A 24,231-nucleotide genomic window follows, 5' to 3' on the forward strand; every position below is an offset into this window, starting at 1 on the left:
CTTAGTTTTGTTGCTCTGCTGCCGAAAGCTTCACCCGTACGAAGTATTGTTTCTTTAGAGAATACGCGAGGCGATTAATGGAGGAAAGAAGCGAAACCGGCCAGAATACGTCGAATATTGGTCACGGCGCCTTGATGGCCAGCTTGCTGGCCTTCGATCCAGATGAGATGGATCGCTCTGTCGTGTCTCTTAGGGTAAAAATCGAAGATGTACGCCAGAGCGTTCCAATGCACCGACACGTACGGGGTCAGCTCACTCTCGCGTCACGCGGATCGGTCATCTGTGAACTCGACAACGGGATTTGGCTTGTCCCATCGGATGCTGCGCTGTGGATTCCCGGTGGAATGGCGCATGCGACGTTTGCCGAACCCGATAGCTTCGTGACTTATATCTACATCGATAGCGCAGTCGCGGAGATGCCGACGGAGCCCGGAACGCTCCAGATCACGCCGCTCGTCCGCGAGCTCATTCAGCACTTCGCGACGATTCAGCCCGACTACATTGAAGAGAGTGCCGAAGGTCGCCTCGCGCGGGTGCTTCTGGATCAGGTTTCCGGCTTACCATTTGAGCAACTCTTTATGCCCCTTCCCCGCAATGAGCGTTTGCGCCTTATCGTCCACGAAATCTCCAGGAGACCAGACAACAGGGATACGATCACCGAGTGGGCCGACAAACTTGCACTTAGTGAAAAGAGCTTACGGCGACTTGTTCTGAGAGAAACGGGAATGACATTCGGACGGTGGCGCCAACAGTTTTCTCTGATGACAGCGATTGATGAGCTTAGCAAGGGACACAGCGTGGATGCTGTCGCAACGCAATTGGGCTACAAATCGACAAGCGCATTTACGCTGATGTTCAAGCGTACTTTCGGCAAAGCACCAAAAGCTTATATGCGCAACCGGATCGGCAGAGGATAAGGTTTCGCCCCCCACTGATACGGCTCCGTCTGCCCTCTTCAATGTCTCGTATAATTGAAACCGAACTGCTGCCCTCCTTGTCCGCAGTGGAAATCCAGCAGTATGCTGCTCCAGAAGGTGATGCTGCATACTGGTGGTCACCGACATTTCCGCGAGGGTCGGATTGGTTAAAGTCGATCTGATGTCAAGGCCACCGACGAGCGACGATAGGGTAAACCTTCGCTCACTTGAAAAAATGAGCGCCGACGCCGATTTGCTGCGCGCTGGACCACCGCCTACGAGCTATGTACAGTCAACCCGCATCTGGATTTGCCACCCGTACGGATGAAGGCGCTACCACGCCGTTTGCGGTTCGGTGATAATCCGTATTTCTCGGTGACGCAGCGGGTGAAATGCGCCGCACTGGAAAAGCCGGCCACCAAGACGATCTCCAGCAATAAAGGCGCGCTCTGCTGTACAAGCTCATCAGCTTGGCAAGGCGCAGGTCCCGATAGAAGACCACATCGACACGCCGAACTGGCCAGCGAACAGGCGGTGCAACTGGCCCACTCTCATTCCGGTCAGCGCGGTCAGCGGATCTGGCGACAGTGGATCAGTGAGATGCTCGTCATGAGTTTCACCCTCGCCTCCAGCCGGGGGGGTATGCAGGTTGGAACGCTGGCCGGCGCGCGTCTGTTGCGGTCATCCGCCGTGCACAGGCGCGGATGGATGAACCAGTCGCTGACCTCGCGTGCGAGGGCGACACCGTGCTCGTCAGCGACATAAGCGCCCGGGCGTGAGGATGAAACCCATTTTCACGACGGTTGCTGGGCCGGCTCGGCATTGTGAAGCCCGACTGGATCAAACTAGGCGGGTTAGAGAATCCCGGCTGGTGGGCGACATCGATGCCGGCGCTGCCAAGGTCGCCAGTGCGCTCACGCCGGTTCTCGGCGGCGTCGACCCAATAACCATTGCCTGCCTTCTCGCTAATGCTCTGATGGCGTGCCGGCGCCCGAACGACCTACCCGAGCTCACCCTCTGAGTTTCATCGCTTTCGACTGGAGACCATCATGGCTGCGCAGAGTCCGGAGGACTATGTCAGCCTCGGCCGAGACGTCGAAAGCCAAGTGTTCGCCCGGGCGATCCACGCCCACATCCACAACCGGGTCTTCCTCAATGGCAACAAGACGGTCGTCTTCCCTGCATCTCCGGGCTCCTTCGCCTCGGAGCGCATGGGGTAGCCTAACGTAAACGAGAATTCCGCCTTGTTGCTTCTTTCCGTAGGCCTCGGGAGGTATCCAATGAGCCGGCTCCGTACCGCCCTCACCCCCCGAAGCGCAACTCCGCCACGTCCTCGCTTACCTTACAACCGGTTTCGACGTCATGCTTGTTGCTCCCTACCGCCTCGAGTGATGCCTCCTCTAGCACTAGGCCGGAAGTCTCAGTATTGAAAGCGAACACAACGATTGCCGCTAGCAGGTAGCCCGCGCCGAAGACGATGAAGACTGACATCAACCCGGCGGACAAAAGATATCCAACGGTAACAGGTGACAAAATGGCGGCCACGCGCCCCCAAGCCTGGGCATATCCAACACCTGTTGCCCGATGTTGCGTGGGATAGAGTTCAGGAGTGTAAGGTGCAATTGCACTTAGCCCTCCGTCATGAAACGCTGCAAAAATGAAACCCGCAACGTAAAGGCTGGTATGATCTGTTTGGTAGCCGAACACCACCGCCATTACTGCCGCACCGAGCCCCAGCAAGAAGATACTGTATCGTCGTCCCAACTTATCGATGACCGACGCAACCAGGATCCGCCCGACTATGCCAGCTGTCATGAAACCAATGACGAAGGTGAACACATCGGTTGGCTCAAAGTTGTGATATTGAGCGAGCAGGCTGGGTAGCCAGAGCAGCAAACCGAAGTATGAGAAGCTCCAGAAAAACCAGAGCAACCACAGCATGACGGTCCTATTCCGATAATCCATCGAGAATAACGTCTTGAGGGTGACTTGGCTGCGCGACTTTAGTTGCGCCGATGGCTGCGCATTAACAATCGCCGTTGCCATTGCCGCCGACAGCGGTTTCATACCGAGCCATTCGGCACTCTTGCGCGCCTCGTCTGTTCTACCGATAGTCAAAAGAAATCTCGGACTCTCCGGAATTAACATTCGGATCAACAAAACAAGGAACGCTGGCGTAACCCCAACCAGAAAGAGCGCCCGCCAACCAATTTCCGGGACAATCAATCGAGCTGCAAAAGCCGCAACGACGCCGCCTGCCGGAAAGAAAAGCGCCCAAAGCGCCATCAGCTTCCCACGGCTATGCTTCGGCATGAACTCCGTCATGATGGCAGTGTCGACGGGGGCCAGCCCGCCAATTCCGATGCCGGTGAGAAATCTCAGAACAGCGAGTTGTTCGACATTCTGAGCAAAGGCGGAAAGTCCACAGAAAACTGCAAAAATGGCAATCGTGATCTGGAAGCCGAAGCGCCTGCCAAGCCGATCAGAAACAACTCCGAACAGGTACGTACCGACGAGCATCCGACCACGGTCGCGGACAATACAAAGCCCATTGCTCCTGGCTCAATCTTCCATTCCTTCGCGATCGCGGGAGCAGCAAGAGCCATTAACTGGAAGTCGAGGGCGTCGAAAAGAAAGCCAGCCGAACAGAGGCTGAAAACCGTCCAGTGCCGCCTGTTCATTGGGAGCGAGTCAAGATAAGCGCCCAGTCGATACTTCTCAGAAGTCATGGTTTAATACCTATGTCAAACAAGGGAAAGATTTGGCACCAACGCCCCGTTCCTTCTAGAGCGTTTCCCTCTCATGTTGGATCGTATCCGCAGGAATTGAAGTAGTTCTGAGCCTCTTTTGGCTCGAACAGATCAATCAACTTGCCGATGCGATCCCACAATCCAGTGACGGTTCTCTCGGCAGCTTTTTGCAGGAGTGCCTTCAGCTTTGAAAAGGCCTTCTCGATGGGGTTGAAGTCTGGACTGTAGGGTGGAAGGAACATCATTGTCGCACCGACCGCCTCGATCAATTCCCTTGCTGCCGGTCGTTTGTAACTGGACAGATTATCGAGGATGACAACGTCCCCCGGTTTCAACGTCGGAACCAGAACCTGGGCAACATAAGCTTCGAACCATTCACCGTTGATCGGTCCGTCTATGACAAGTGGCGCGACCATCCCGGTGTTGCGTAGGCCCGCAACCAATGTGGTCGTCTTACGATGACCGTGAGGAAAACCCATCCGCAACCGCTCTCCCTTGCGGCATCGCCCGTGAGTGCGGGCCATATTGGTTGCGGTCCATGTCTCGTCGATAAATACGAGACGCTCCGGGTCGAGATCGAGTTGCTCCTCGAACCAGAATTGCCGCTTTTCCAGAACATCCGGACGGCTTTGCTCTACCGCATGGCCAGTCTTTTTTTGCGCGTCTGGTCGTGCCGGACGAGAAAGCGATGCAACACCGACTTGCTGATTGCGATGCCCTGGGCAGCCATATCATTGCGAAGTTCGAAAAGGGTGCCGTCCCGATGCTCGCCGAGCCAGGTCATGATCAGATCGGCATGAGCTTCTGTCTTGTGGGAATTGCGGTCGCCGCCGAGTGGGCCGGGTCGAACACTTCCCTGGTGAGTTCGCAGGTTACGCCAACGGCTCACGCTTGCTGCGCTCACACCGAAACGCTCGGCCGCCTCTCTATGCGATGCGCCGCCGTCAACGGCCGCGAGCACTCGTATGCGAAGATCAACGGAAAGAGCTCTCGACATATCTGCCGACCTCCATCGGCAGATAGCTTGAATCAGAACCAGACTGATTTGCAAAGCCATCCGATTCAATCAGTCAGGGAAACGCTCTAGTGTATGCAACGGCAACTTCGCCGAATAGAGCTTTATCCGGTCACGATAGGTCGGAATCTGGTTACGCCTGTGTTTCGGCAACGGTCTGTTTCTACCAGTCAATGCCAGTCCCAATGTAGCGGCGTTTTCAGGCCAAGGCCTTGGTTCTGATTTCGCGGCGCGCCGTCATTGTCACCCTGATGTTGATCGACGCGGAATGCCGATGCCCCCACTGCCACCGTCAAATCGAGCATCATCTTTCAATCTGCCAAAGCAGTGCTAGTTTGCCTTTTCAGCCTGCCGGGATGGGAGCGCGGGCATGACATCCGGAGGGATCGGACATTCATAGGGTTCCTTGAGCGACCGCATCCGGAACTCTTTCTTCGCGGCCTCCACGAGAGACGGATCGCCGAATAGATCGAGCGCGGTGGACGCGATCACGTTCGCAGCGTACTTCATGCCCTTCATTGCTGCCGGCGCCATTCCCTGCGCGACCATCTGCCAGGAATGGAACGGCGTGCCGATCGCATAGCAGGCGCCATAAAACTGCGCCGTAGGGATAACCCGGCTGACATCGGACACATCGGTCGAGAAGAAATGCTGAAACCGCTTCGCCCCGCGCCGCAAAGACGATCGATGCAATATCAGATCGGGATCTTCGACCAGTTCAAACTGGTCGAAGGATTCGGCAATATCGGCTGCTGAGAATGTGTCCTTGAACGCGCGCGCCAGTCGGATGTCCTCATCATCGAAATCAGGCGCATCGACCGCCGCCAGGTTGGCTTCATAAAGGCCCTCGAGAACGTCGTTGCCAAGGAAGGACGCAGCTGCCGTCGTGATCTTCCACTCTACCGTCGTGCCGGTCATCAGCGCCGCGCCCTGTGCGATTTTCTGGACACGCTCGATAATGTCCTTGGCACCCGTCTGACTGGGAGAGCGCACCAGATACAGCACCGACGCCGAGCTCTGTACGATGTTCGGAAAGGCGCCGCCCGAATTGGTGATCGCATAATGGATGCGCGAGGACTGGGGCACATGCTCACGCAGATAGTTCACGCCGACATTCATCAGCTCTACAGCATCGAGAGCACTACGTCCCAGATGTGGCGAGGTCCCGGCATGGCTCGCAGTGCCTGTGAAATGGAAATGCGTTTGGTAGTAGGCCAGCGAGTTTACCGCCATCACCGCATTCAAGGTTCCCGGATGCCAGGAAAGCGCGACGTCCACATCGCCGAACAGACCTTCGCGGACCATGAACGCTTTTGCGTTTCCGCCTTCTTCGGCCGGGCATCCATAGTAGCGCACCCTACCGGGAATTCCTTTCATTTGGAGATATTTTCTTGCAGCGACAGCAGCAAGGGCCCCTGCCGTCCCGAGGATATGATGGCCGCATCCATGTCCAGCATCGCCTTCAACGACGGGCTGCTTTTTGGGCAAAGCAGGCTCCTGGCTCATCGCATCGAGAGCGTCGTATTCGCCGAGTATCGCGATGACGGGACCGCCCTCTCCGTACTCAGCCACAAAAGCAGTCGGAATGCCGGCAATCCCCTCAGTTACGGTAAAGCCATTCTCGCGCATGAGATCGGCCTGGATGCGGGCCGAGCGGACCTCCTCGAACTTAGTCTCGGCGAGGTTCCAAATCTCCTCCGCAGCCTTTCTGAAGATCGGGAAGTCTCCATCGATCGCCTCTTTGACAAACGTCTTGCTGTCCTTATTGTTACTCACAGCTGCACCTTCGATCTTTGGAGTTAACCAGCTCAAGCATGCTGCGCGACACGCTGGCGCTTCTCGGCAAAGGAGATGCGTGGAACAGCGGAAAGCAGACGCTTCGTGTAAGGATGGACGGGATAGGCGATTATTTGATCGGTCGAACCAATCTCGACAATCTCACCACGATACATGACGGCTACCCGATCGCAGATGTACCGGACCGTCGAAAGATCGTGGGAGATGTAGACGACACTCATCTCCATCGACGCCGAGAGCGAACGCAAGAGCCGCAGGATACCTGCACGGATGGACACATCCAGCATAGAAACCGGTTCATCGGCGATGAGCAGCTTTGGCTTGAGCACGACGGCACGCGCAATTGAGACACGCTGCCGCTGGCCACCGCTCAATTCGTGCGGAAAGCGTTCCAAATAGCTCTTTCCAGGCCGAAGGCCGACCAGATCGAGAACCTCCTCGGCGGCAGCAGTAACTTCACCATTGCCGATGAGGCCGTATACCAGCAGGGGCTCGGTCACGATGTCCTTGATGCGAAACCGCGGATTGAGAGACTGGTACGGATCCTGAAAGATCATTTGGGCCGAGCGCCGAAATGTCCGAAGCTCACGGGCGTCTCTCGGCAGGGATTTGCCAGCGAAGCGAACCGAGCCGGACGATGCTTCAATCAGCCCCAAGATGGTGAAGCCGAGCGTCGATTTTCCAGAGCCGGACTCTCCGACGACGCCCAGAATCTCGCCCTTGCCAAGATCGAAACTGATATTTTTAAGGGTATTCGATGGCTTGGACCCGCGCGCAAGTATCGAACCGATCAACCCACGCTTCGGCGCGTACGATTTGCAGAGATCGTCGACTTCGAGAAGCGGAGTCGACGTTGTCGTAGCAATAGTCATGATCTCTCCACCATCTCCCAGGTACTCGCAAGTTTGGCTACACCTCGGAAGGCTTCGACCTGTGGCAAGTTGTGGCATGCAACGCTTCGCCCATCATCCAGGACGCTCAAGGGCGGTTCCCGGTTGCAGCCGTCGGAAGCGAGCGGACACCGGGGCTTGAAGCGACAACCTTTAGGCGGATTTGTCAGATCTGGCGGCCCACCTGAAATCGAGATGAGCTCGTGGTCCCCGTCGAGTTCCGCAAAAGCGTTGCGCAGACCGATCGTATAGGGATGCTTTGGTAGATCGAGAATATCCTTGGTGTTGCCATATTCGACGATCTTGCCAGCATACATCACCGCAACCCGGTCGCAGTTCTCAGCGACGAGCGAAATGTCGTGCGTGATCAGAACGATGCCTGTCTTGCCCGCGGCTCGGATGCGATCAATCTCCGCGAAGACTTGGTCCTGCATCACTACGTCGAGGGCCGTTGTCGGCTCGTCGGCCACTATCATTGCCGGTCCGAGCGCAAGCGCCATCGCGATGATAGCACGCTGCTTCATCCCACCACTGTACTCGTGGGGGTAGCGATCGAGCCATTCTGACTTCAAGCCCACGAGGTCGAACAATTTCACTGAACGAGCACGCGCCTCGGCTTTGGAACAATCGTCATGAAGCCGAATAGCTTCGATAAGCTGATCACCCACGCGCCAAACCGGGTCGAGCGCATTCATCGCACTTTGGGTGATCAGCGAAAGCTCCTGCCACCGGATCTCGCGCAATCCCGCTACCGACAGCTCGACAAGGTTCTTGCCTTGGAACTCTACCCGTCCTTCGGTTTTTGCGTTCGCTGGCAGCAGGCGCAGGATCGCCTTCGTTAAGGTGGTCTTCCCGCATCCAGACTCGCCGACGATGCCGAGCGATTCACCACGATCAAGCGTAAGCGAGACACCGTCTACGGCCGAAAGTGCTTTCCCGTCCGATTGAAAGGTAACCCTCAGGTCTTGTACACCGAGCATACTCATCTCTTCACCTTCAGGCGTGGATTGGCACGCTCCTCAAATCCGCGGCATAGGAAATAAATACCGACTAGCAGAAGCATAAGCGCCGCCCCTGGGGGAACGACCCACCACCAGGCAACACGTATCGATCCCGTTACAAATGCCTGGTTGAGCATCAGGCCCCAACTGAGACTATTGGGATCTCCAAGTCCGATGAAGCTCAGGCTCGCCTCGTTGATGATCGCAAGCGCTGCGCTGAAGATCAGGTAGAGCATGCCAAGCGGCACGATGTTAGGCAGCAGATGCACGTACATGATGCGGAAGTCGCTCGCGCCGCTGGCGCGAGCTGCCGTAACATAAGGCCTGGTCTTGAGCGTCAAAACCTGCGCCCGCACAACACGCGCAGCGGTACGCCAGAAAATCAACGCCATCGCCGCGATAACGATCGTCGTACTACGCCCGATAAAAGCGGAGACAATCATCATGAAGGGGAGAAACGGGATGGCGTAGACGAAGTCCGTGATACGCATCAGGACTTCATCGACCGTTCCGCCGTAGTAGCCGGCTATCAGCCCGACATTCGTTCCTATGATGCCCACGATGAGCGCCGTCACCCCACCCACGATCAAGGCCTGTTTCGTTCCCAGCAAAAGCTGGCTCAGCACGTCCTGACCGTAGACGGTCGTTCCGAGGAGAAATTGGGCGCTGGGCGGCTGCAAGCGCGCCAGCGTTCCGTCCGCTCCCATGTTGTTCTCCCACGGGTTATAAGGAGAAAATATCGGCGCCAATATCGCGACCGCGATATACAGGACGCAGACAAATAATCCAAAGCGGCTGAAAGCTTCGTTAAAGTATTCTCGAATAAGCGTCATTTTTTTGCCATGTATTGAAAACGACTATCAACTGTATGTCACTCTTGGGTCTAGGAAGCCGTAGACGATGTCGGTCAGGAAATTGAGTGATATGACGATTACAGATATCAGGAAGAATGAGGCTTGAACGAGTGGATAGTCATAGGCGCTGATGGCGTTGACCATCTCTCGGCCCAGCCCTGGCCACGAGAACACGATCTCGATAACGACGGTGCTTGAGATCGCGTAACCGAACATATGAAAGACCCAGGTTACGACGGGTAACATCGACCCGCGCGCCGCGTGATAAAGGATACGGCCTTCCGAGGCTCCCTTCGCGCGGATGAGTTCGAGGTAGTCCTCTCCACTCGTTTCGAGCATCGAGCTGCGCATGATCAGGATCGGCTCGGATATCGACGTCAGAATCATACAGAGTGCCGGCAGCGCGAGGTGGCGCAGGAACTCAACGGAGAGGTATATATCCCATTTGCTCGCCGGCATGACGCCCACCGCAGACATGCCGCCAATCGGAAACCACTTAAGTCCGTAAGCAAAGATCATCAGAAGAATGACGCCCAGCCAGAACACAGGAATGCCGCGCAGTACAGGCGGCAGGATAACGCCTATCAACTCCAGCCAAGTGCCTCGTTTCCAGGCGAACAGAACGCCACCAGCAATACCAATGATCACAGCGACCAGCGTCGCCGGAATCATGAGGACAACCGTGTTCAAGAGCTTGTCGGACAGTACTGTCCAGACGGGTTGCTGGTAAGCGAACGAAATGCCGAAATCACCGCGAAGCAGATTCCAGATATATGCGAGGAACTGCTCTGCCAACGGTCGATCGAGGCCCCAGTCCCGTCGCAAGGCGTTCCGTACATCTTCCGGTACGTCCGGCGACAGGATCACGGCCACCGGGTCTGCCGGGACGAGACGAAACAGGATGAACATCAACGTTGTCAACATGACAAGCAACATGATGTTCAGCAGCGTACGCCGAACAATATAGTCGATCATGAATACGTTCTCATCGATTGATGTAGGTTTCCGGCATGCGGCAGAGCCTCACTTCATGATCAACCGACCGTCCTTCACATGATAACCTGCTTCAGCCAGGATCGTTTTCGCTCGCTCTATGTCGTATTCGTCACCTGGAATATCCGGAGAAATCCATTCGTCGAATACCGGAGGCAGCGGTGCGCGGCGCGCAGGGGTAGCTGCGCCACCGAGAACGACATCGATGATCTTCTTCTTCGGAAGCGCGTAGTACATTGCCAAGCGCAGCGCACGATCGTTGAAGGGCGCTATCCGGTTATCGAGGTAGAAGTTCACCAGCGTCGCGCTGGGAGTGCGAAGCAGTTCGATTCCTTCGAGCTCCGCCAAGCGGGTCGCCTCGACGATCGTAAGCCCGTCCAGAATTGCATGAACGTTTCCGGCTTCCATACCGCCGATGAGCTGCTCGACATTGCTCACCTGCAGAAGGTGAATGCCGGAAATCTTGGGGCCACCGGTCCAATGATCCCGATTGGCGACCACATAGCAGTCCACGTCCTTCTGAAAGCCCACGAATTTGAACGGACCACTTCCGACAAGCCCGCCATCGTTGACGGCGTCCCACTCCATCGGGCTTTTCACGCCCTTCTCCTCCAACCCGCCCCAAATATGCCTCGGCATGATGAAGAGCTGCGTCATGCCCACTGTCTGGAAGGTGACCGTCGGCCGCTTCAGCTTGATGTTGACGACGTTCTCGGATGTAATTTCGACGTTATCGATCTGCTCAACATACGTCGAGAGGAATGGAGGTTTCCACTTGAGAAGGTATTCGATCGTGAACTTCAGATCTTCTACAGTCACTGGCTTCCCGTCATGCCACTTCATTCCAGAGCGCAACGTAATCTCATACAGGTCAGGTGCGAGCATTCTAAAGGATTCGGCAGCCCAGGGGACGATGTTCAGATCGCTGTCGTAACGAAGCAGCGTGTCGTAGATGAAACGGAGATACCCACGACCGTTGGCTGACCGCTCGGTCAGGGGGTGCGCAGAGGTCATTGCATAAACCGTTGCGATGTTGATCTCAGTTACATTCCCTACCGGCTCGACCAGCATGTACGGCGCCACATGATAGGTATCGAGGCCAAGACCGCGCGACTGCTTGTAGTTCTTGAAAAGCGCCGTGTTCACGGGGTTGAGCGCATCTCTCGCACAGATCAGCCATGACGGCATGTCCTCAGCGAAGATGCGCTGTGAATCGAAGACAAGCTTCTTACGTTTCTCCGGATCGATTTCCTGCGCCTGCGCAAGTGCCAGACGGTCATATTCCGGGTTGCTGTAACCCGGAATGTTTATCAAGCCCGTCGAACTGTAATAGACGCGGGTATAATAGTCCGGATCGATACGGTCTTCAGCCGGACCGTTCCCTGAGAGGGCGAGTGAAAAATTCTTCTGAGCAACGACCTTCGCGAGAACCTGCGAAAAGGACAGCGGCTTGTGATCGGTCAGAATACCAAGCTTTGCCAACTCCTGCGCATAGAGGCGCGTGATCTCGACGGTCGCCTGATCCGCATAGCTTTCCAAAAGAATGGGCGGAAGAGGCTCACCCGACCTGACCTTTGTGTGCGCCATCACTGCGGTGATAGCCGGGAAGAAAGCGCTGGCTCCCAAGCCGGCCAGTACGTGGCGACGACGGATCAGTGTGGTCGGGCTAGGCATGCAAGGCTCCAAATCTGAATTGCTGATGAGCGAATTTCACGCGCATTAACGAGTCGGCCGCACCAATGTCATGCGGCTGCGGGCGCGGTCAGAGGGCGCGCCTCATTATTTTATTTATGAGAAACAATATTTCCACAGAATGATCCTCGACTCCGCCACTGGAGTAAAGGTTGATTTTGGTCAATACATTGCGAGAAATGGTCACTTTACGATTGCTGGAGAATGGCCACAGAGAGACCAAGCGAAGGATCAAGGCCGCCGGTATCTCTTCCCAAAAGCGAAGCCAATATCGGGCTCATGGTGCTCTCCTGCCGGAACAAGTGACGAATCCACGTCCGACGCTCCACCAGGCTATGTTCTCGCAGCCAGTCACCAACATTCTGGCCCGCAAGCGTGACCCGCACGCGCCGACATCTTCGACGCACTTATCACTATGTCTGATATTCTGGTCAGGCGCGTCCGCCGAAATCCTCCGTCTAGCAGCAGTCTCCCAGACGGCGCCAGAAAGCTGCTGGACTTCACAGTAATTTGATATGTAATTGTTTTATTTTCTCTTTTTTCTCTCGCCCAAAGGCGACCGCACAGCGTTTACCAACCATTTTGAGGCCTACAAAATCACTCCGAGGTTGAGCGTCGCCATTATTGACACAACTTCTCAAAAGGTACTTCCATTCACTCACGGTAGACAAAAATGCCTACCAGCGACAATGCGAGGACGGGTGTTTTGGGCGCGATCCATCACCCCATCAGCAACTCGAAAAATATGGCGGCTGAGGGGGCAAGGCAAATGTCGCCGCATCGTCGCACACTTTTGGAGGCGAGAATTCCGTTCTTTCAATGCAATGCCCGGCTCTGATGGCCCAAACTTAACCGGTAATGTGGAACAGACTGAAAGGATAAAAAATGAGCTCGCAAAAACATCCCTTTTGGGAAACAGCACCAAAAGACATCGACACCTATCGCCAAGAGCTGAAGGATAAAAACCTAACCTTCGCCGCCATCGACGACCTTCCAATCATCGTTCCGAAAAAAGACAAGGTTATTCCGCACCATTGGAATGGCGAGTCCGTCAGCGAATCTATTTGGCATGCGCTCAAATTCCAAGAAAAACTCCCCGATGGGATCGCCGGCGCGGAGCGCCGATTTGTGCGGCTGAAGAATCCGGGTATCCCAGACGAAACCGTCACGAATACAATGTCGGTGTCCGTTCAGTTGCTTATGCCGGGAGAAAACGCTCGACCGCATCGCCACAGCATCATTGCATTTCGGTTTTTCATCAGCGGTAAGGCGTTCACCACTGTCAACGGGGATCGGGTGGACATGGAACCGGGCGATCTCGTCCTGACGCCGTTTATGAGTTGGCACGGCCACGGAAACGACAGCTCCGAGCCTGCACTGTGGTTCGACGGGCTTGATCTGGGCTTGGTTCGTTTCCTTGATGCGGTGCATAAAGAGGACATGGTCATGCCCCAGGAAATGATCAATACGGGCGCTACGAAACGCCGATATGGGACTGCCGGCCTGCGACCGTCTATCGCTCTCGATAGGAAACCGGAACGCAGTTCGATGATTCATTTCCGGTGGGCCGACACGCGCCGGGTACTCGATGAGATGGCGCTTGCCGGTGACACGAACGCCTTTGAAGACATTTCGGTCGAATATGTGAACCCGTTCAATGGCGCTTCCGTTTTTGATACTCTTGCCTTGCGCGCCCATCTCATTCGGCCGGGTATTAAGACCCATCCGCGCCGTCAGACCGGTCACAAGGTGTTCCATGTAGTAGAAGGCAGTGGCCGTACTGTTCTGAAAGACCGGACATTCGAATGGAAGAAGGGAGACTTTTTCGTGGTCCCCTCGCTCGAATGGCACCACCATGAGAACCCCAACAACGACGGCGCCTACCTGTTCTCCATTCAGGACGATCCGACGCTGCACAAGCTCGGGCTCTATTTCGAGCAGCTTCCCGACGGTGTCACGGCGGCGACGCCTCCCGAGAAGCTCTCCTGAGATACTACTGTGCGAAGCGTCCTCAAAGGGGCGCTTCGCGGTCAAGCCGGGTGATTAACAGCATCAAGATTGGAAGACGTAGATGGATCTGGGCATCAAGGGAAAATGCGCAATTGTGATGGCATCGAGCAAGGGGCTTGGCCTGAGCTCGGCCAAATCCCTCGCCCGCGAGGGCGCGCGCGTCGTGATCTGCTCGCGCGATCAAGAGGAACTGGACAAAGCGGCCGAAACGATCAGAACGGAAACCGGCGGGGACGTTTTCGCCATCGCCTGCGACGTCACGAAGGCCGACGATCTCGACCTGTTGGTAAAGGCGGCAAAAGCGAAATTCGGTGAAGTCGAGATCGTGGTTCTTAATGCCGGAGGCCCGCCGCCGGTCGCCTTCGATGCAATCACGGATGACAACTGGCGCAACGCATTCGAACTGACATACCTGTCGGCCATTCGTCTCATTCGTGCGACACTCCCCGCCATGCGAGCAGCCAAGTGGGGCCGCATCATCCTGCTGGCCTCGAGCTCGGTTAAGCAGCCGGTCGCAAATCTCCATCTGTCGAACGGCATCCGTCCCGGCCTGGTCGGGTTCATGAAATCGATGGCAGACGAGGTTTCCGCCGACGGCGTGACGGTCAACTCCATCCTGCCTGGCGTGATCTTGACCGATCGCATCACCAACAATGCAAAGCTTGCCGCGAAAAACCAGAATATCACTCTCGAACAGCGGCTCGACAACATCACCGCGACGATCCCGGCTCGACGCTTCGGCCGCCCGGACGAAGTGGCGGACGCGGTAGCGTTTCTGGCAAGCCAAAAGGCGTCCTACATCACAGGTGCGACGCTTCAGGTCGATGGCGGCCTGATCCGAAGCAACGTCTAATAAGTTCCGGATGATGATAGCCGTCATCCGGACTCAGCCCAGCCCGTTTGAAATTCAGTTCGATCCGGATCGCCCCTAAAATGAAGCCAGCCTCACGATTGAATGCGCTAAAGCCGTATCTGTTCGCGACCCTTGCCAAGCGCATCGAAGAACAGCGAGCGAAGGGGATAGATATAATCGCGCTCGCGTCCGGAGATCCCGATCTCGCGACGTGCCCCCTAGTCGTCAATGCGGCAATTGAAGCTCTTCGCAATCCGAAAAACCATACTTATCCCACCAATCGGGGAAAGGCTGCATTCCTCAACGCGGCCGCCGATTTCATGGCGGCGCGATTTGGCGTGTCGCTTGATCCTGTCTACGAGATTTTCCCGGTCTTGGGCGGAAAGGAAGCGGTTCACCATCTCGGCTTTGCCTTGTTGGGCGAAGGAGACTACTGCCTTTACACGGAGCCGGGATATCCGATCTATGAATCCGCTATTCATTTGGCAGGTGCTGCGGGACATGCGCTGCCTCTGCTGGAAAGCAACGCGTTTCTTCCAGATCTCGATAACATACCGTCGGAAGTCCTGGCCCGCGCGCGCGTACTCTATCTCAACTATCCCAACAACCCCACCGGCGCCGTAGCCACGCGAGAGTTTTTCGCGAAGGTTGTCGATTTTGCCCGTCGCAATGACTTGATCGTCATCCACGACAACGCATATTCCGAGATTACCTTCGACGGATACATCGCTCCAAGCTTCCTTGAGAGCCCGGGGGCCGCAGACGTTGGCGTGGAGATATTCTCCCTGTCCAAGGGATGGAACATGACTGGCTGGCGGATCGGGTTCATCGCCGGAAACAGAGACGTAATTTCAGCGCTCAAGCATCTCAAGCCGAACATCGATGCTGGTCCGTTCGGGGCGATCCAGGACGCTGCTATTGCCGCATTGACCGTTGGCTGGCGGTTCCCAAGGGAAATGTCTCGTGTTTACCAGGAGCGGCGCGATGTCATCATACCCGTGCTGAGGAATATAGGGCTTCACGTCAACGAGCCCGTTGCGTCGCTGTTCTTATGGGGACGCATCATGGCCGATATCAGCTCCGCCGATCTCGCCAACAGAATTTTTGAAGAAGCCGGGGTTGTCATCTCGCCGGGGTGCAGCTTCGGAGCGTCTGGGGAAGGCTATGTCCGGGTGGCATTGACCGCGCCGATCGAGCGCCTTACCGAAGCTGCGAGAAGACTGCAACGGTTGACCCTTTGAGACCGTTGATGGCGGAAGACGGAAGCGGATCCTTGCGGGGGGGACCGGTGTGTCGGCTATCCAGCTAGTTCATCATCGATGCCCTGTAGCTCGCAGGTGGCAAGCCTGTATGACGGGCGAAAAATCGAGTGAAATTTCCGGGCGCCGAAAACTCGAACTCTTCCGCGATACGAGCGAGAGAGAGCGACCGGTCCCGCATCCTATCGATGATCGCATCCATCAAGAGAGAATTCAGGAACAATCGCGGCGACACCCCCGCGACCTCGACAAACTGCTTGTGAAAGTGCGGGCGCGACAAACCGCAGGCCCGTGCCAGGGAGGAGACTTCCAATGAGGTCTTCGGGAACTCGCGCATGATTTGCATGGCCTTGCGAATACGAAAATCCGCCGCAGCCGTCTTTCGCAGATGCACCTTCGATGCGCTGTCATCCGCTGCCGTAGCCACGTAGTCCAGCAGGATTCCGACGCTTAGATCGTGGAATGGTTCATCACCATTCACATGGTTGCGCCCCGCGGTGAAGCTGCTTCTGATCAGTCCCGCCATTCGCGGCGTGATGGCGAACAAAATCATGCGCGCCTTGCTGCCCTTCGCCGCTTCAAAAATGAACGGTTGCGCGCTGCGGAGCCAGTTGGTCTCGAGATTAAGCATGAACAGCGAGGCCTGCGCGCCGGCTACGGGCGAGCAGTGGTGGGGGCAATACGCTGGGAGGAAAACCGCTGTCCCGGGCGGTAGGAATAACTTCTCGTCTTCCAGCAGGCAAAGCGCCATTTCCTCGGAGATGTTGAACACGATCTGGGCATGAGGATGGGCATGGATGGCCGTCGGACCGGACATCAATACCCATGAAGCGCGTCCGAAGCCTCCGTGCCAGTACTTTGGCTCCGGCCACGCCAGGTTTTCCCTCCCGGTCGGCCCCACCGTTTTGCGCGTCGGATCATCGATCGACAATCGCTCCTCCCACATTATCCTTGCCGGCGTCGCCATATCCAGTCGATGTTCAAGATAGCCGCAATCAACGTGGGGTAAAGCCGGCAGTCGCAATCTTTGAACGTAACTGACTACCGAAATATACCTGGCAGGCAGTTTTACCAACACCTGGGAACCATGCGGCGCATCGGCGTCGAAGAAAAGGCTGTCACCGACTTGCATGGTGTAGAGCTGATCGCCGTGCCGATACACGACCTCTCCCTCAAGCATGAAGATCAGTTCGTTGCCTTCGTGCTGAAAAGTCGGGAAGACATCGGATTCAGTCGTCAATGTGATCAGGTAAGGCTCTACGGTTACATCGCTGCTATTGTTATCCAGATGCCCCAGAAGGCTGTATTGATGCCCGGCTCGTGTACCTCGCCTCTTGAGATCAACACCTTGGCCGGCTTTCACGAATGTCGCCTTGCGTGGCTTTTCGAAACCTCGAAAGAACGCTGTGAGCGGCACTCCAAGCGCCTTGGAAAGACTTTGCAGCGTGGTGAGTGAGGGAGAGATGTTTCCGTTCTCAATCTTGGAAAGCATACCAACAGACATACTGGTCGTGGATGCAAGGTCTGCCACGGTAACGCCCAGTTTCTTCCTATAGGCACGCACCTCGTGCCCGATTGTCATCTCAGGGTTGTTCTCACATGACTCCCTTACCGAATGAGATTATTGATCAAATCTACTAGGCTCCGCCTTCGCCGATACGCGCATATTAGCCATCTCAGCTTCTATTGAACATCACGCTGTGATAGACAAAACCCTATTCTCTTGGGAAGAAAATACGTTTCGTCGTCAATATCGCGTGAAGTTCCCGGCATGGAGGTCCGCAATTGTTGGCCGCCATATCAAGCGCGGCTTTGGCATGGCGCGCATCAATGCAGATGGCTGGCAGTCCCTTGGCACGCAGCGCATGATAGAACCACACTGACAGCGGGCCGGTTTCGAACACGACGCGCTTTGCGGCCGGTGCCCGCTTTTGGACAAGCTCGGCAACGATGTTGGGATCGGATGCGCACTTTCCGCGCCAAATCCTCTCGCCTTCACGGCGGATAGACATCGCCGTCTCTTTCATCGACACGTCGAGACCGATATATTCTTCCATGGCTGTTCTCCGTTGATGCTGGGCCCGGCGTCCAGTCGTGAGCCCGTATTTCATCTTATCGGGGAACAGCCACCGCTCAGGAACATGATTTGGTTCTCAGGGCCGCCGTTCCGGCGATTACCCCATGTGGATGCCATCTTATGGGGGGCATGTGGAAGAGGCTGGCGATTGGGTCGTGGATGGAGACGAAGCACTGGAGCTGACCTGCTGATTTGAACACTTCATGATCCGTTCCCGTCGTCCGATCGGCTGATGGGAATTCTCTGCCCGGTTGTTCAAGCCTTTTTGCCGGTGCTCGATACCAGGCAAACAGACGCGCGCAGCTTGTGATTTTTCATGGAATGAGGACCCTGTTTGAGGGGTGATTTTCGTCCAAACGGGGCTCTGACTCACATTTGCTGAAATTTCTACGCACGGTCGGCCATTCGCATGGAGGGATGGCCGATGGTTCAGAGGTTTCCACGTTCAAAGTTAGCTCCAGACGGCTTCTCGGTAGATTCAATCAGCCTTTCCGGGTCGCGCGTTCAAATACGGCTCCGATCAGATAAGCAGGCAGGCCGCTGTCCCGATTGCGGCCGGTTGAGCGAACGTGTTCAAAGTCACTATGTTCGCCGGCCTGCCGACTTGCCGCTTGGAGGCCGCAGCGTCGAGTTAACTGTTCTCGCCCGACGTTTCTGGTGCGATGCAGTCTTATGCAGTCGGCGGATATTCTGCGAACGCTTCGGCGACGAGGTTCTGGCACGGCACGGTCGAAGGACCGGCCGGTTGGAAACCATTGTCCATCATCTGGGTCTGGCGCTAGGCGGTCGACCTGCCTCAGCGTTTGCCGCACGGCTTATGATGCCGGTGAGCAATGACACGCTGCTGCGTGCCGTGCGCCGACGTTCTGTCGAGCATCATGAGGAATTGTCGGTGATAGGCATCGATGACTTCGCGTTTCGGCGCGGCCAGCGCTATGGGACCATCGTCTGCGATCTCGAGCGGCGGCGGCCCGTCACGCTATTGCCCGATCGAGAACAAGGTACCTCTCGCGCCTGGCTTGCAGGACATCCGTCGGTCTCGATTGTCGCGCGCGACCGAGGCGGCGGATATGGCGAGGCAATCGCGAAGGCGCTGCCGTATGCAGAGCAGGTCGCAGACCGCTGGCATCTCATGGAGAATTCCAGTCGGGCATTCCTCGATGCGGTCGCCAAATCCATGCGGCAGATCCGGAAAGCCGTCGGCAGTGCGATCATTGATCCGAAACTTCTGACCTATGCGGAACGGCTGCAATATGAAGGATTTCTGCGCCGCCAGGAGACGAACGAGACGATCCTCGCACTGGCCAAGCATGGCGTGTCTATCAAGAAGATTGTCAAGCGCACGGGCTACAGCAGGAAGCTTGTCCGCAGTGTCCTGCGGGGTCAACGATCTGATGTCTTCCGTGTGCGGCAAAGCTCATTGGAAGGCTGGCTGCCTTGGCTCGACAGTCGCTGGGAACAAGGCTCGCGCAATGCCTCGGCGCTGTGGCGCGAGATGCGCAGCAAAGGCTTTCACGGCCAGAGCGGCGTCGTATCCGAATGGGCACGGCGACGACGCCTTGCGGAGAAAGCCAATCAAAACGCGTTAGCGCGCACGCCTTCTGCGCGCAGCATTGCGCGGTTGATGACACTGGCACGCGATGACCTGACGAAGTCCGACGCGATACTTGTCGCAGCAATTGAAAGCAATGTGCCTGAGCTGATATCCGCGCGCACGCTGATCAATGCGTTTCAGCAGATGATCCGGTCAAAAGCCGTTGCCAAGCTGGATGCCTGGCTTGAAACTGCCAAGGCGAGCCTCGTCGCCCCATTTGCCAGCGGCGTCGAGAAAGATATCACCGCAGTTCGCAACGCGATTGTTTCGCCATGGTCGAACGGGCAGACCGAAGGCCAGATCACAAAGCTCAAGCTCATCAAACGCCAGATGTACGGTCACGCCAAGATTGACCTTCTTCAAGCGAGAATGATCGGCGCGACATGACCCAATCTTCAGCAAAAGTGCGTCAGAGCCCCTTTTACGCGAAAATACAGGGTCCCGATTCCGCGGTCATTGACAGCGGGGAGTCCGAAGCGCCCTGCCGAGCGTGGGAACAGGCGTGCGGGTCACCTTTCCGGAAGATCGTCCGGCCATTGCTGGGCGCCATGCAGGACGCGCAGGATGCGCACCGTCTCGCCGGTGACTTGATAGGCTGCGACATAGGGCGTCCCGGTGACGACCAGCTCGCGCGTGCCGGCGACGCGACCCGGCCGACCGCTTTCCGGGAAGTCGCGGAGACGGCGCGTCGCCGCGACGATCCGCTCGTCGATGGCGACGGCCGCAGCGGGATTGTGGGCTTCGATATGGGTGAAGATACCGTCGCGATCGGAGAGCGCAAAGGCCGACCAGGTGAGCCTCACGATCCGAGGTCGCCAACCTTACGCCGCGCGGCGGCGCGCCGCCCGGCGAAATGCGCCTCGACCTCATCGTCCGGAATGTCCGGGCGGCTGTCCTCCAGCGCCTCGCGCACCTTGGCGCGGAACCAGGCGTCGTGGGCCTCGCTGTTCGAAAGCAGTTCGAGTGGCAGCGCGCCCTCGTTGGCGGTGCGGGTGAGCAGGATACGGACTGCGTCTGAGACCGTGAGACCCATGTTTTCCAGGACGGCCGATGCGCGGTCGCGGACATCGGCGTCGATTCGTGTCTGGACAAGAGCGTTTGCAGGCATGATCGCCTCCTTCTCGCGCCAATGTAATGCACTTGAATGACGAATTCCACCCCGACTGCACGCTGCATCTTCAAGGATGTCCTATCGACCAATGCTTCGACAGTTGTGGAGTGGAAAGCGGTCGTAACGATAGACAGTCCTAGAGGCAGCTAAGCGCCCTTATTTCTGCCGTTCCAGCCGAAACCGTCAAATCCGGAAGCCGACATTCGCCAGCCAAATGGGCGAAGTATGTGCGCGTTGCACCGTCGGGCGCCATCTCGTTCAGGCTCGACTATCGGCTGAACGGCAGGCGGGAGACCGTCTATCTCGGTAGGTATGCCCGTGACGGGATATCGCTTGCCAGGGCTCGCGAGTTATGCATCGACGCGCGGCGCGCGATCGCCGATCCTCGTTCCCTGCGGTACGAGAAGGCTGCGACCGGTCGGACTGTCGTAGATGTTTTCCGTCACCTGAGCAGTGATTTGGCCCGGAAGATCCGAGCGTATTCCGGTGATGAGTGCTGCGGGGATCACCGCGCCGGCCTGGAGCACGAAGGGCGAAGCGGGAGCCATAACGCGATCCGTGGCGGTGGTGCGGCGATCGGCCGGCGCATTGAGGAATGCGTTTTGCCGATCCTGCGCGGTCTGCTGACCCGGCAGAGCAGAAAGGCCGGCGAGATCGAGACCGGGAGGGCCTTCTGTTACTGAGCCTGCCGATGCGGAAGGCGTCGTGACCGGCTGGGTCTGGAAGAAAACGCGCGACGTGCGCGTGGCTTCCTCCTCTGCAAGGCGGCGCTGCTCGGCTTCGTCAATAGTCGGCGTTGAAATCGCCGGGGGCCCGACGGGCTGACCGCGATTTTGCGCGTCAAGGATTGGCCGCCCGAGATCGCCGGGCAAAGGCGGACCAAGAACCGGGCCGGTATAGTCTCGGGGCAAGCCGGCGAGGCCGTCTGCCGTCTGCCGATTTGCAGTGGAGTATAATTCCTCGCCATCACGTTCGGTGTTTCGGGTCTGAAGGGCGTAGATGAGAGCGCCGCCAATCCCGACCAGGGCAACGGCCGTGAAGCTGGCGAGCACCTTGCGCGACAGCCGAGTGACGCGAGGCGGTTCCGCCCGCAGCCGCATCGGAGCGCTTATATGCTGTTTCCCTGGCTCATGACTGAGGCCTTCCGTCGGCGCGGGAAATCCTCACCTTCTGCTGCCGGTCGCCGCTACCTAGGCGCAACTCGGCCGCTCCGAACAGACGATCGACAATCAGGATGTGACGGTAGATTCGTGCCTTGACGAGTTGCGCTTCGCCATCCGGGCCGATGCGAAGATCGGAGGCATCTCGCCCTGCACGATCCCTCTGGGAAACTCGACATAGACGCGCCGACCATCGTCATTGACGGTGACGGGTTTCCACGGGGGATTGTCGCCCGTCAGCCCGTAGCGGTAGACCTGCATCAGCTTCGGGCTGACCGCGCCAAGCTTCAGCCTCTGCTTTACCACATGGGCGGTGACGCCAAAGCGGGCGGCGATTTCCTCTGCGCCCCATCCACGATCCTGCGAGAGCTGCAGGAAAGCCTCGAACTGATCGGCAGGCGGGAGGTTGGTCCTCGAAACATTTTCGTCAAGGCTGATCTCGAACGGGTCGTTTGCCGTATCGATGACGCAACGGATCGGCTCGGTCTTCCTGATCTCCCTACGTTTCGCCCGCAACATCTGCGCCAATCGCCTTCCTTCGCCGATGGTGACGAAGTAAAAGCCGGTCGGCGTTCCGTTCGCGTCAAGCTCCGGCTCTACCACGAGGTTTTGCAGGATGCCCTTGGCGGCGATGCTGGCCGCATAGGTTTCGACAGTTTCCTCGCCGTGCGGGGTCTTGCGCGCATTACAGGGAGATTTCTTGAGCTTGTTGAGGGGAATGAGAACTTCCCTGCCGGTGACGGTTTCTGTGGTGGTCTCCACTTCCGAGGTGTTCGCGGCTTCCGCCGCCACGCTGGCCGCGTTCGGCGCGGGCAATGCCACCACGTCCCCCATAGCTTCGCCGACGCTGCGGATTTCCGCATCCGCCGCCACGCGCTCGACCGTCGCAACCGTGACGGCCTTCGCCTTTTTCGCTGTCCTTGCCATTGTTCCAATCCTTTCTCCGTTAATGCCGGAGGCATGTCCCCGACATGCCTCCCGGGGGCGCGTGAGCGCTCGGCAGAGAGGGGGGCGGCTGCCGGCGAGCATGGCCGGGCTGTGGCGCGAGCGGGGCGGATGGGAGCGATTGGAACAGTGACGGCTATTGCCGCCTTGAGAGCGCGCGGTCCTGCCATGTGCAGGCGGCGGTCGCGGGGGAGAGATGGCCGAAACCATCTCTCCCTTGGCAATGCAGCAGGTTGTTGCACAATTCGCCCTTCCAGCTTGCTTTTCCCGGCCAATGGCCGTACATATTTCGGAAAGGAGAATGTCGATGGTCCAAACTGCAACACATCCGCCTCGCGGCCGGGTCCGTGGCGAGCGTCTGGAAACGCGCGTTACGGCCGACCAGAAAAGCCTTATTGAGCGTGCCGCGGCCCTCCAGGGCCGGACGGTGACCGATTTTGTGTTGTCCAGCGTCCAGGAGGCCGCCCGCCGGGCGATCGAGGAGCATCAGCGTCTGGATCTGTCGGTCCGCGACAGCGAGACCTTCGTAGAAGCGTTGCTCAACCCGCAGCCCGTCAACGACCGTCTTCGTGACACGGTGCGCCGTTATCGCCAGGCGACCGGCGTCTGACGGGTGGCGGACGATATCGGAGAAGCCCTGCGGGTCGAGATCCTCGGCACCCAGCACGACAGGTCTGCGTTCGAAAGTAGCGTCGAGCCGCTCGACCGGTATTTCCGAGTTCAGGCCGGTCAGGATGCCCGCAAGAACATGGCCGCGCCCTTCGTGCTGGTGCTGTCGGACGGCACGGTGGCTGGCTACTACACCCTTTCGTCGACGGCGGTGAATCTCGGGGACCTGCCGGAAAAGACAGTGCGGAAACTGCCGCGCTATCCGCTCGTTCCGGCAACCCTTCTCGGCCGACTCGCGGTCGATCGGCGCCAACAAGGCAAGGGGTACGGCCGGTTTCTGCTGGCGGATGCCCTCTTTCGGGCCGTCAGGAGCGAGATCGCGTCCTTCGCGGTAGTCGTAGATGCCAAGGATGAAAATGCGCACCGCTTCTACGAGCGTGAAAGCTTTTTGCCGTTTCCCGACCAGCCGATGAAGCTGTTCCGGCCGATGGCGGACATCGAACAGCTCTTCAAATAAGAAAATGGGGGAAGGAAATGGCATTTTGGGACGGGCGCGGCGCCGCGAAGGAGAACATTCGGCTGTTTGAGCCGCGAAGACTTGGCGACGTTAGTGTCCGTTCCAAAAAGGAGCGAGTGATTTCGGCGAGTTATGATTCAGTCGGATTCCTGAGATTCGACGGAGATCACGATGCCCTGGACCGAAA

The 24,231-nt window shown here is 57.4% G+C and carries 20 protein-coding genes and 8 pseudogenes; 10 read left to right on the plus strand and 18 right to left on the minus strand.

All coding sequences use genetic code 11. From position 1 onward, the window contains the following. Positions 1–77: 77 nt before the first annotated feature. From ABID37_RS23680 to purU, 3 genes and pseudogenes are all read left to right on the plus strand, one after another. Entirely contained in the window at positions 78–917 is an 840-nt protein-coding gene (locus ABID37_RS23680; RefSeq protein ID WP_354199353.1) for an AraC family transcriptional regulator, read from the plus strand. Positions 918–1,698: 781 nt separating this feature from the next. Then, positions 1,699–1,938 carry a hypothetical protein gene (locus ABID37_RS23685; protein ID WP_354199355.1) on the plus strand — a complete coding sequence of 80 codons (240 nt, stop codon included), beginning with the start codon at positions 1,699–1,701 and terminating at the stop codon, positions 1,936–1,938. 25 nt (positions 1,939–1,963) lie between these two features. Further along, positions 1,964–2,137: pseudogene (gene purU, locus ABID37_RS23690) on the plus strand (formyltetrahydrofolate deformylase); the annotation flags it as partial. Between the two features lie 82 nt (positions 2,138–2,219). Here the strand turns inward: purU and ABID37_RS23695 are convergent. From ABID37_RS23695 to ABID37_RS23735, 9 genes are all read right to left on the minus strand, one after another. Then, positions 2,220–3,437, minus strand: a complete 1,218-nt coding sequence (locus ABID37_RS23695) for an MFS transporter (protein WP_354199357.1) — start codon at positions 3,435–3,437, stop codon at positions 2,220–2,222. Positions 3,438–3,717: 280 nt separating this feature from the next. Then, positions 3,718–4,664 (minus strand): IS630 family transposase gene (locus ABID37_RS23700; protein ID WP_354199359.1). Its coding sequence is split into 2 segments (ribosomal slippage): positions 3,718–4,325 and positions 4,325–4,664, totalling 948 coding nucleotides; the frame shifts between segments, so codons are not numbered across the junction. 188 nt (positions 4,665–4,852) lie between these two features. Beyond that, on the minus strand, positions 4,853–4,990 hold the full coding sequence (locus ABID37_RS23705) for a hypothetical protein (RefSeq protein WP_354199361.1): 138 nt from the start codon (positions 4,988–4,990) through the stop codon (positions 4,853–4,855). A 22-nt stretch (positions 4,991–5,012) separates the two neighbouring features. Further along, on the minus strand, positions 5,013–6,458 hold the full coding sequence (locus ABID37_RS23710; RefSeq protein ID WP_354199363.1) for an amidohydrolase: 1,446 nt from the start codon (positions 6,456–6,458) through the stop codon (positions 5,013–5,015). 32 nt (positions 6,459–6,490) lie between these two features. After that, positions 6,491–7,351: an ATP-binding cassette domain-containing protein gene (locus ABID37_RS23715; protein WP_354199365.1), complete on the minus strand. Its 861-nt coding sequence runs from the start codon at positions 7,349–7,351 to the stop codon at positions 6,491–6,493. Next, positions 7,348–8,355 (minus strand): ABC transporter ATP-binding protein, encoded by a 1,008-nt coding sequence (locus ABID37_RS23720; protein ID WP_354199367.1) that lies wholly within the window; start codon positions 8,353–8,355, stop codon positions 7,348–7,350. Before ABID37_RS23720 ends, ABID37_RS23715 begins: the two co-directional genes overlap by 4 nt. Then, on the minus strand, positions 8,352–9,203 hold the full coding sequence (locus tag ABID37_RS23725; RefSeq protein WP_354199369.1) for an ABC transporter permease: 852 nt from the start codon (positions 9,201–9,203) through the stop codon (positions 8,352–8,354). Before ABID37_RS23725 ends, ABID37_RS23720 begins: the two co-directional genes overlap by 4 nt. Before the next feature lie 27 nt (positions 9,204–9,230). Continuing rightward, a complete protein-coding gene (locus ABID37_RS23730) occupies positions 9,231–10,199 on the minus strand; it encodes an ABC transporter permease (protein ID WP_354199371.1) in 969 nt (322 codons plus the stop codon). 48 nt (positions 10,200–10,247) lie between these two features. Beyond that, positions 10,248–11,891 (minus strand): ABC transporter substrate-binding protein, encoded by a 1,644-nt coding sequence (locus ABID37_RS23735; RefSeq protein WP_354199373.1) that lies wholly within the window; start codon positions 11,889–11,891, stop codon positions 10,248–10,250. Between the two features lie 903 nt (positions 11,892–12,794). Between ABID37_RS23735 and ABID37_RS23740 the strand changes: the two genes are divergently transcribed. The 3 genes from ABID37_RS23740 to ABID37_RS23750 all read left to right on the plus strand — a co-directional run bounded on the left by ABID37_RS23740 (position 12,795) and on the right by ABID37_RS23750 (position 16,013). Further along, a complete protein-coding gene (locus ABID37_RS23740; protein WP_354199375.1) occupies positions 12,795–13,898 on the plus strand; it encodes a cupin domain-containing protein in 1,104 nt (367 codons plus the stop codon). 82 nt (positions 13,899–13,980) lie between these two features. Continuing rightward, the gene (locus ABID37_RS23745; RefSeq protein WP_354199377.1) at positions 13,981–14,772 is read left to right on the plus strand and encodes an SDR family oxidoreductase; all 792 of its coding nucleotides are present in this window, start codon (positions 13,981–13,983) and stop codon (positions 14,770–14,772) included. 80 nt (positions 14,773–14,852) lie between these two features. Then, the gene (locus ABID37_RS23750; RefSeq protein WP_354199379.1) at positions 14,853–16,013 is read left to right on the plus strand and encodes an aminotransferase class I/II-fold pyridoxal phosphate-dependent enzyme; all 1,161 of its coding nucleotides are present in this window, start codon (positions 14,853–14,855) and stop codon (positions 16,011–16,013) included. Between the two features lie 64 nt (positions 16,014–16,077). Here ABID37_RS23750 and ABID37_RS23755 read toward each other — a convergent pair whose 3' ends face one another. The 4 genes and pseudogenes from ABID37_RS23755 to ABID37_RS23770 form a co-directional block, all read right to left on the minus strand. Beyond that, on the minus strand, positions 16,078–16,998 hold the full coding sequence (locus ABID37_RS23755) for an AraC family transcriptional regulator (RefSeq protein ID WP_354199390.1): 921 nt from the start codon (positions 16,996–16,998) through the stop codon (positions 16,078–16,080). A gap of 57 nt (positions 16,999–17,055) precedes the next feature. Beyond that, positions 17,056–17,613, minus strand: a pseudogene (locus tag ABID37_RS23760) (helix-turn-helix domain-containing protein); the annotation flags it as partial. A gap of 205 nt (positions 17,614–17,818) precedes the next feature. Further along, a pseudogene (locus tag ABID37_RS23765) lies at positions 17,819–18,088 on the minus strand (IS110 family transposase); the annotation flags it as partial. Positions 18,089–18,233: 145 nt separating this feature from the next. Then, a pseudogene (locus ABID37_RS23770) lies at positions 18,234–18,397 on the minus strand (IS6 family transposase); the annotation flags it as partial. 135 nt (positions 18,398–18,532) lie between these two features. Between ABID37_RS23770 and ABID37_RS23775 the strand changes: the two are divergent. Further along, positions 18,533–20,089: an ISL3 family transposase gene (locus ABID37_RS23775; protein WP_354199381.1), complete on the plus strand. Its 1,557-nt coding sequence runs from the start codon at positions 18,533–18,535 to the stop codon at positions 20,087–20,089. A gap of 122 nt (positions 20,090–20,211) precedes the next feature. Here ABID37_RS23775 and ABID37_RS23780 read toward each other — a convergent pair whose 3' ends face one another. Both ABID37_RS23780 and ABID37_RS23785 read right to left on the minus strand, forming a co-directional pair. Next, complete coding sequence (locus ABID37_RS23780; protein WP_354199383.1) at positions 20,212–20,505, minus strand: type II toxin-antitoxin system RelE/ParE family toxin; 294 nt, start codon at positions 20,503–20,505, stop codon at positions 20,212–20,214. Continuing rightward, positions 20,502–20,810 (minus strand): type II toxin-antitoxin system RelB/DinJ family antitoxin, encoded by a 309-nt coding sequence (locus ABID37_RS23785; RefSeq protein ID WP_354199385.1) that lies wholly within the window; start codon positions 20,808–20,810, stop codon positions 20,502–20,504. Before ABID37_RS23785 ends, ABID37_RS23780 begins: the two co-directional genes overlap by 4 nt. 227 nt (positions 20,811–21,037) lie before the next feature. On the opposite strand from ABID37_RS23785, the pseudogene ABID37_RS23790 reads away from it, so the two are divergent. Next, a pseudogene (locus ABID37_RS23790) lies at positions 21,038–21,241 on the plus strand (Arm DNA-binding domain-containing protein); the annotation flags it as partial. Here ABID37_RS23790 and ABID37_RS23795 read toward each other — a convergent pair. The 3 pseudogenes from ABID37_RS23795 to ABID37_RS23805 form a co-directional block, all read right to left on the minus strand. Continuing rightward, positions 21,194–21,913 (minus strand): annotated as a pseudogene (locus tag ABID37_RS23795) (TraB/TrbI/VirB10 family type IV secretion system protein); the annotation flags it as partial. The pseudogenes ABID37_RS23790 and ABID37_RS23795 overlap by 48 nt on opposite strands. 28 nt (positions 21,914–21,941) lie before the next feature. After that, a pseudogene (locus ABID37_RS23800) lies at positions 21,942–22,225 on the minus strand (TrbG/VirB9 family P-type conjugative transfer protein); the annotation flags it as partial. After that, positions 22,214–22,900 (minus strand): annotated as a pseudogene (locus tag ABID37_RS23805) (ParB/RepB/Spo0J family partition protein); the annotation flags it as partial. The pseudogenes ABID37_RS23805 and ABID37_RS23800, both read right to left, overlap by 12 nt. Before the next feature lie 325 nt (positions 22,901–23,225). Here ABID37_RS23805 and ABID37_RS23810 point away from each other — a divergent pair. Together ABID37_RS23810 and ABID37_RS23815 are read left to right on the plus strand one after the other, a co-directional pair. After that, the gene (locus ABID37_RS23810; protein ID WP_354199392.1) at positions 23,226–23,528 is read left to right on the plus strand and encodes a type II toxin-antitoxin system TacA family antitoxin; all 303 of its coding nucleotides are present in this window, start codon (positions 23,226–23,228) and stop codon (positions 23,526–23,528) included. Positions 23,529–23,531: 3 nt separating this feature from the next. Next, positions 23,532–24,044, plus strand: coding sequence for a GNAT family N-acetyltransferase (locus tag ABID37_RS23815; protein ID WP_354199386.1), 513 nt, complete (start codon positions 23,532–23,534; stop codon positions 24,042–24,044). Positions 24,045–24,231: the final 187 nt, after the last annotated feature.

Origin of the sequence: Aquamicrobium terrae (genome assembly GCF_040545735.1) — a bacterium.
GTDB lineage: Bacteria > Pseudomonadota > Alphaproteobacteria > Rhizobiales > Rhizobiaceae > Mesorhizobium > Mesorhizobium terrae_A.

What these genes read in the sequence shown, in the direction of transcription:
- ABID37_RS23750 (WP_354199379.1), top strand. Translation starts at nt 14,853, where the DNA reads ATGAAGCCAGCCTCACGATTGAATGCGCTAAAGCCGTATCTGTTCGCG.
- ABID37_RS23685 (WP_354199355.1), top strand. Translation starts at nt 1,699, where the DNA reads ATGAAACCCATTTTCACGACGGTTGCTGGGCCGGCTCGGCATTGTGAA.
- ABID37_RS23715 (WP_354199365.1), bottom strand. Translation starts at nt 7,351, where the DNA reads ATGACTATTGCTACGACAACGTCGACTCCGCTTCTCGAAGTCGACGAT.
- ABID37_RS23740 (WP_354199375.1), top strand. Translation starts at nt 12,795, where the DNA reads ATGAGCTCGCAAAAACATCCCTTTTGGGAAACAGCACCAAAAGACATC.
- ABID37_RS23755 (WP_354199390.1), bottom strand. Translation starts at nt 16,998, where the DNA reads ATGGCGACGCCGGCAAGGATAATGTGGGAGGAGCGATTGTCGATCGAT.
- ABID37_RS23730 (WP_354199371.1), bottom strand. Translation starts at nt 10,199, where the DNA reads ATGATCGACTATATTGTTCGGCGTACGCTGCTGAACATCATGTTGCTT.
- ABID37_RS23810 (WP_354199392.1), top strand. Translation starts at nt 23,226, where the DNA reads ATGGTCCAAACTGCAACACATCCGCCTCGCGGCCGGGTCCGTGGCGAG.
- ABID37_RS23725 (WP_354199369.1), bottom strand. Translation starts at nt 9,203, where the DNA reads ATGACGCTTATTCGAGAATACTTTAACGAAGCTTTCAGCCGCTTTGGA.
- ABID37_RS23735 (WP_354199373.1), bottom strand. Translation starts at nt 11,891, where the DNA reads ATGCCTAGCCCGACCACACTGATCCGTCGTCGCCACGTACTGGCCGGC.
- ABID37_RS23775 (WP_354199381.1), top strand. Translation starts at nt 18,533, where the DNA reads ATGGTTCAGAGGTTTCCACGTTCAAAGTTAGCTCCAGACGGCTTCTCG.
- ABID37_RS23745 (WP_354199377.1), top strand. Translation starts at nt 13,981, where the DNA reads ATGGATCTGGGCATCAAGGGAAAATGCGCAATTGTGATGGCATCGAGC.
- ABID37_RS23720 (WP_354199367.1), bottom strand. Translation starts at nt 8,355, where the DNA reads ATGAGTATGCTCGGTGTACAAGACCTGAGGGTTACCTTTCAATCGGAC.
- ABID37_RS23705 (WP_354199361.1), bottom strand. Translation starts at nt 4,990, where the DNA reads ATGATGCTCGATTTGACGGTGGCAGTGGGGGCATCGGCATTCCGCGTC.
- ABID37_RS23695 (WP_354199357.1), bottom strand. Translation starts at nt 3,437, where the DNA reads ATGCTCGTCGGTACGTACCTGTTCGGAGTTGTTTCTGATCGGCTTGGC.
- ABID37_RS23785 (WP_354199385.1), bottom strand. Translation starts at nt 20,810, where the DNA reads ATGCCTGCAAACGCTCTTGTCCAGACACGAATCGACGCCGATGTCCGC.
- ABID37_RS23680 (WP_354199353.1), top strand. Translation starts at nt 78, where the DNA reads ATGGAGGAAAGAAGCGAAACCGGCCAGAATACGTCGAATATTGGTCAC.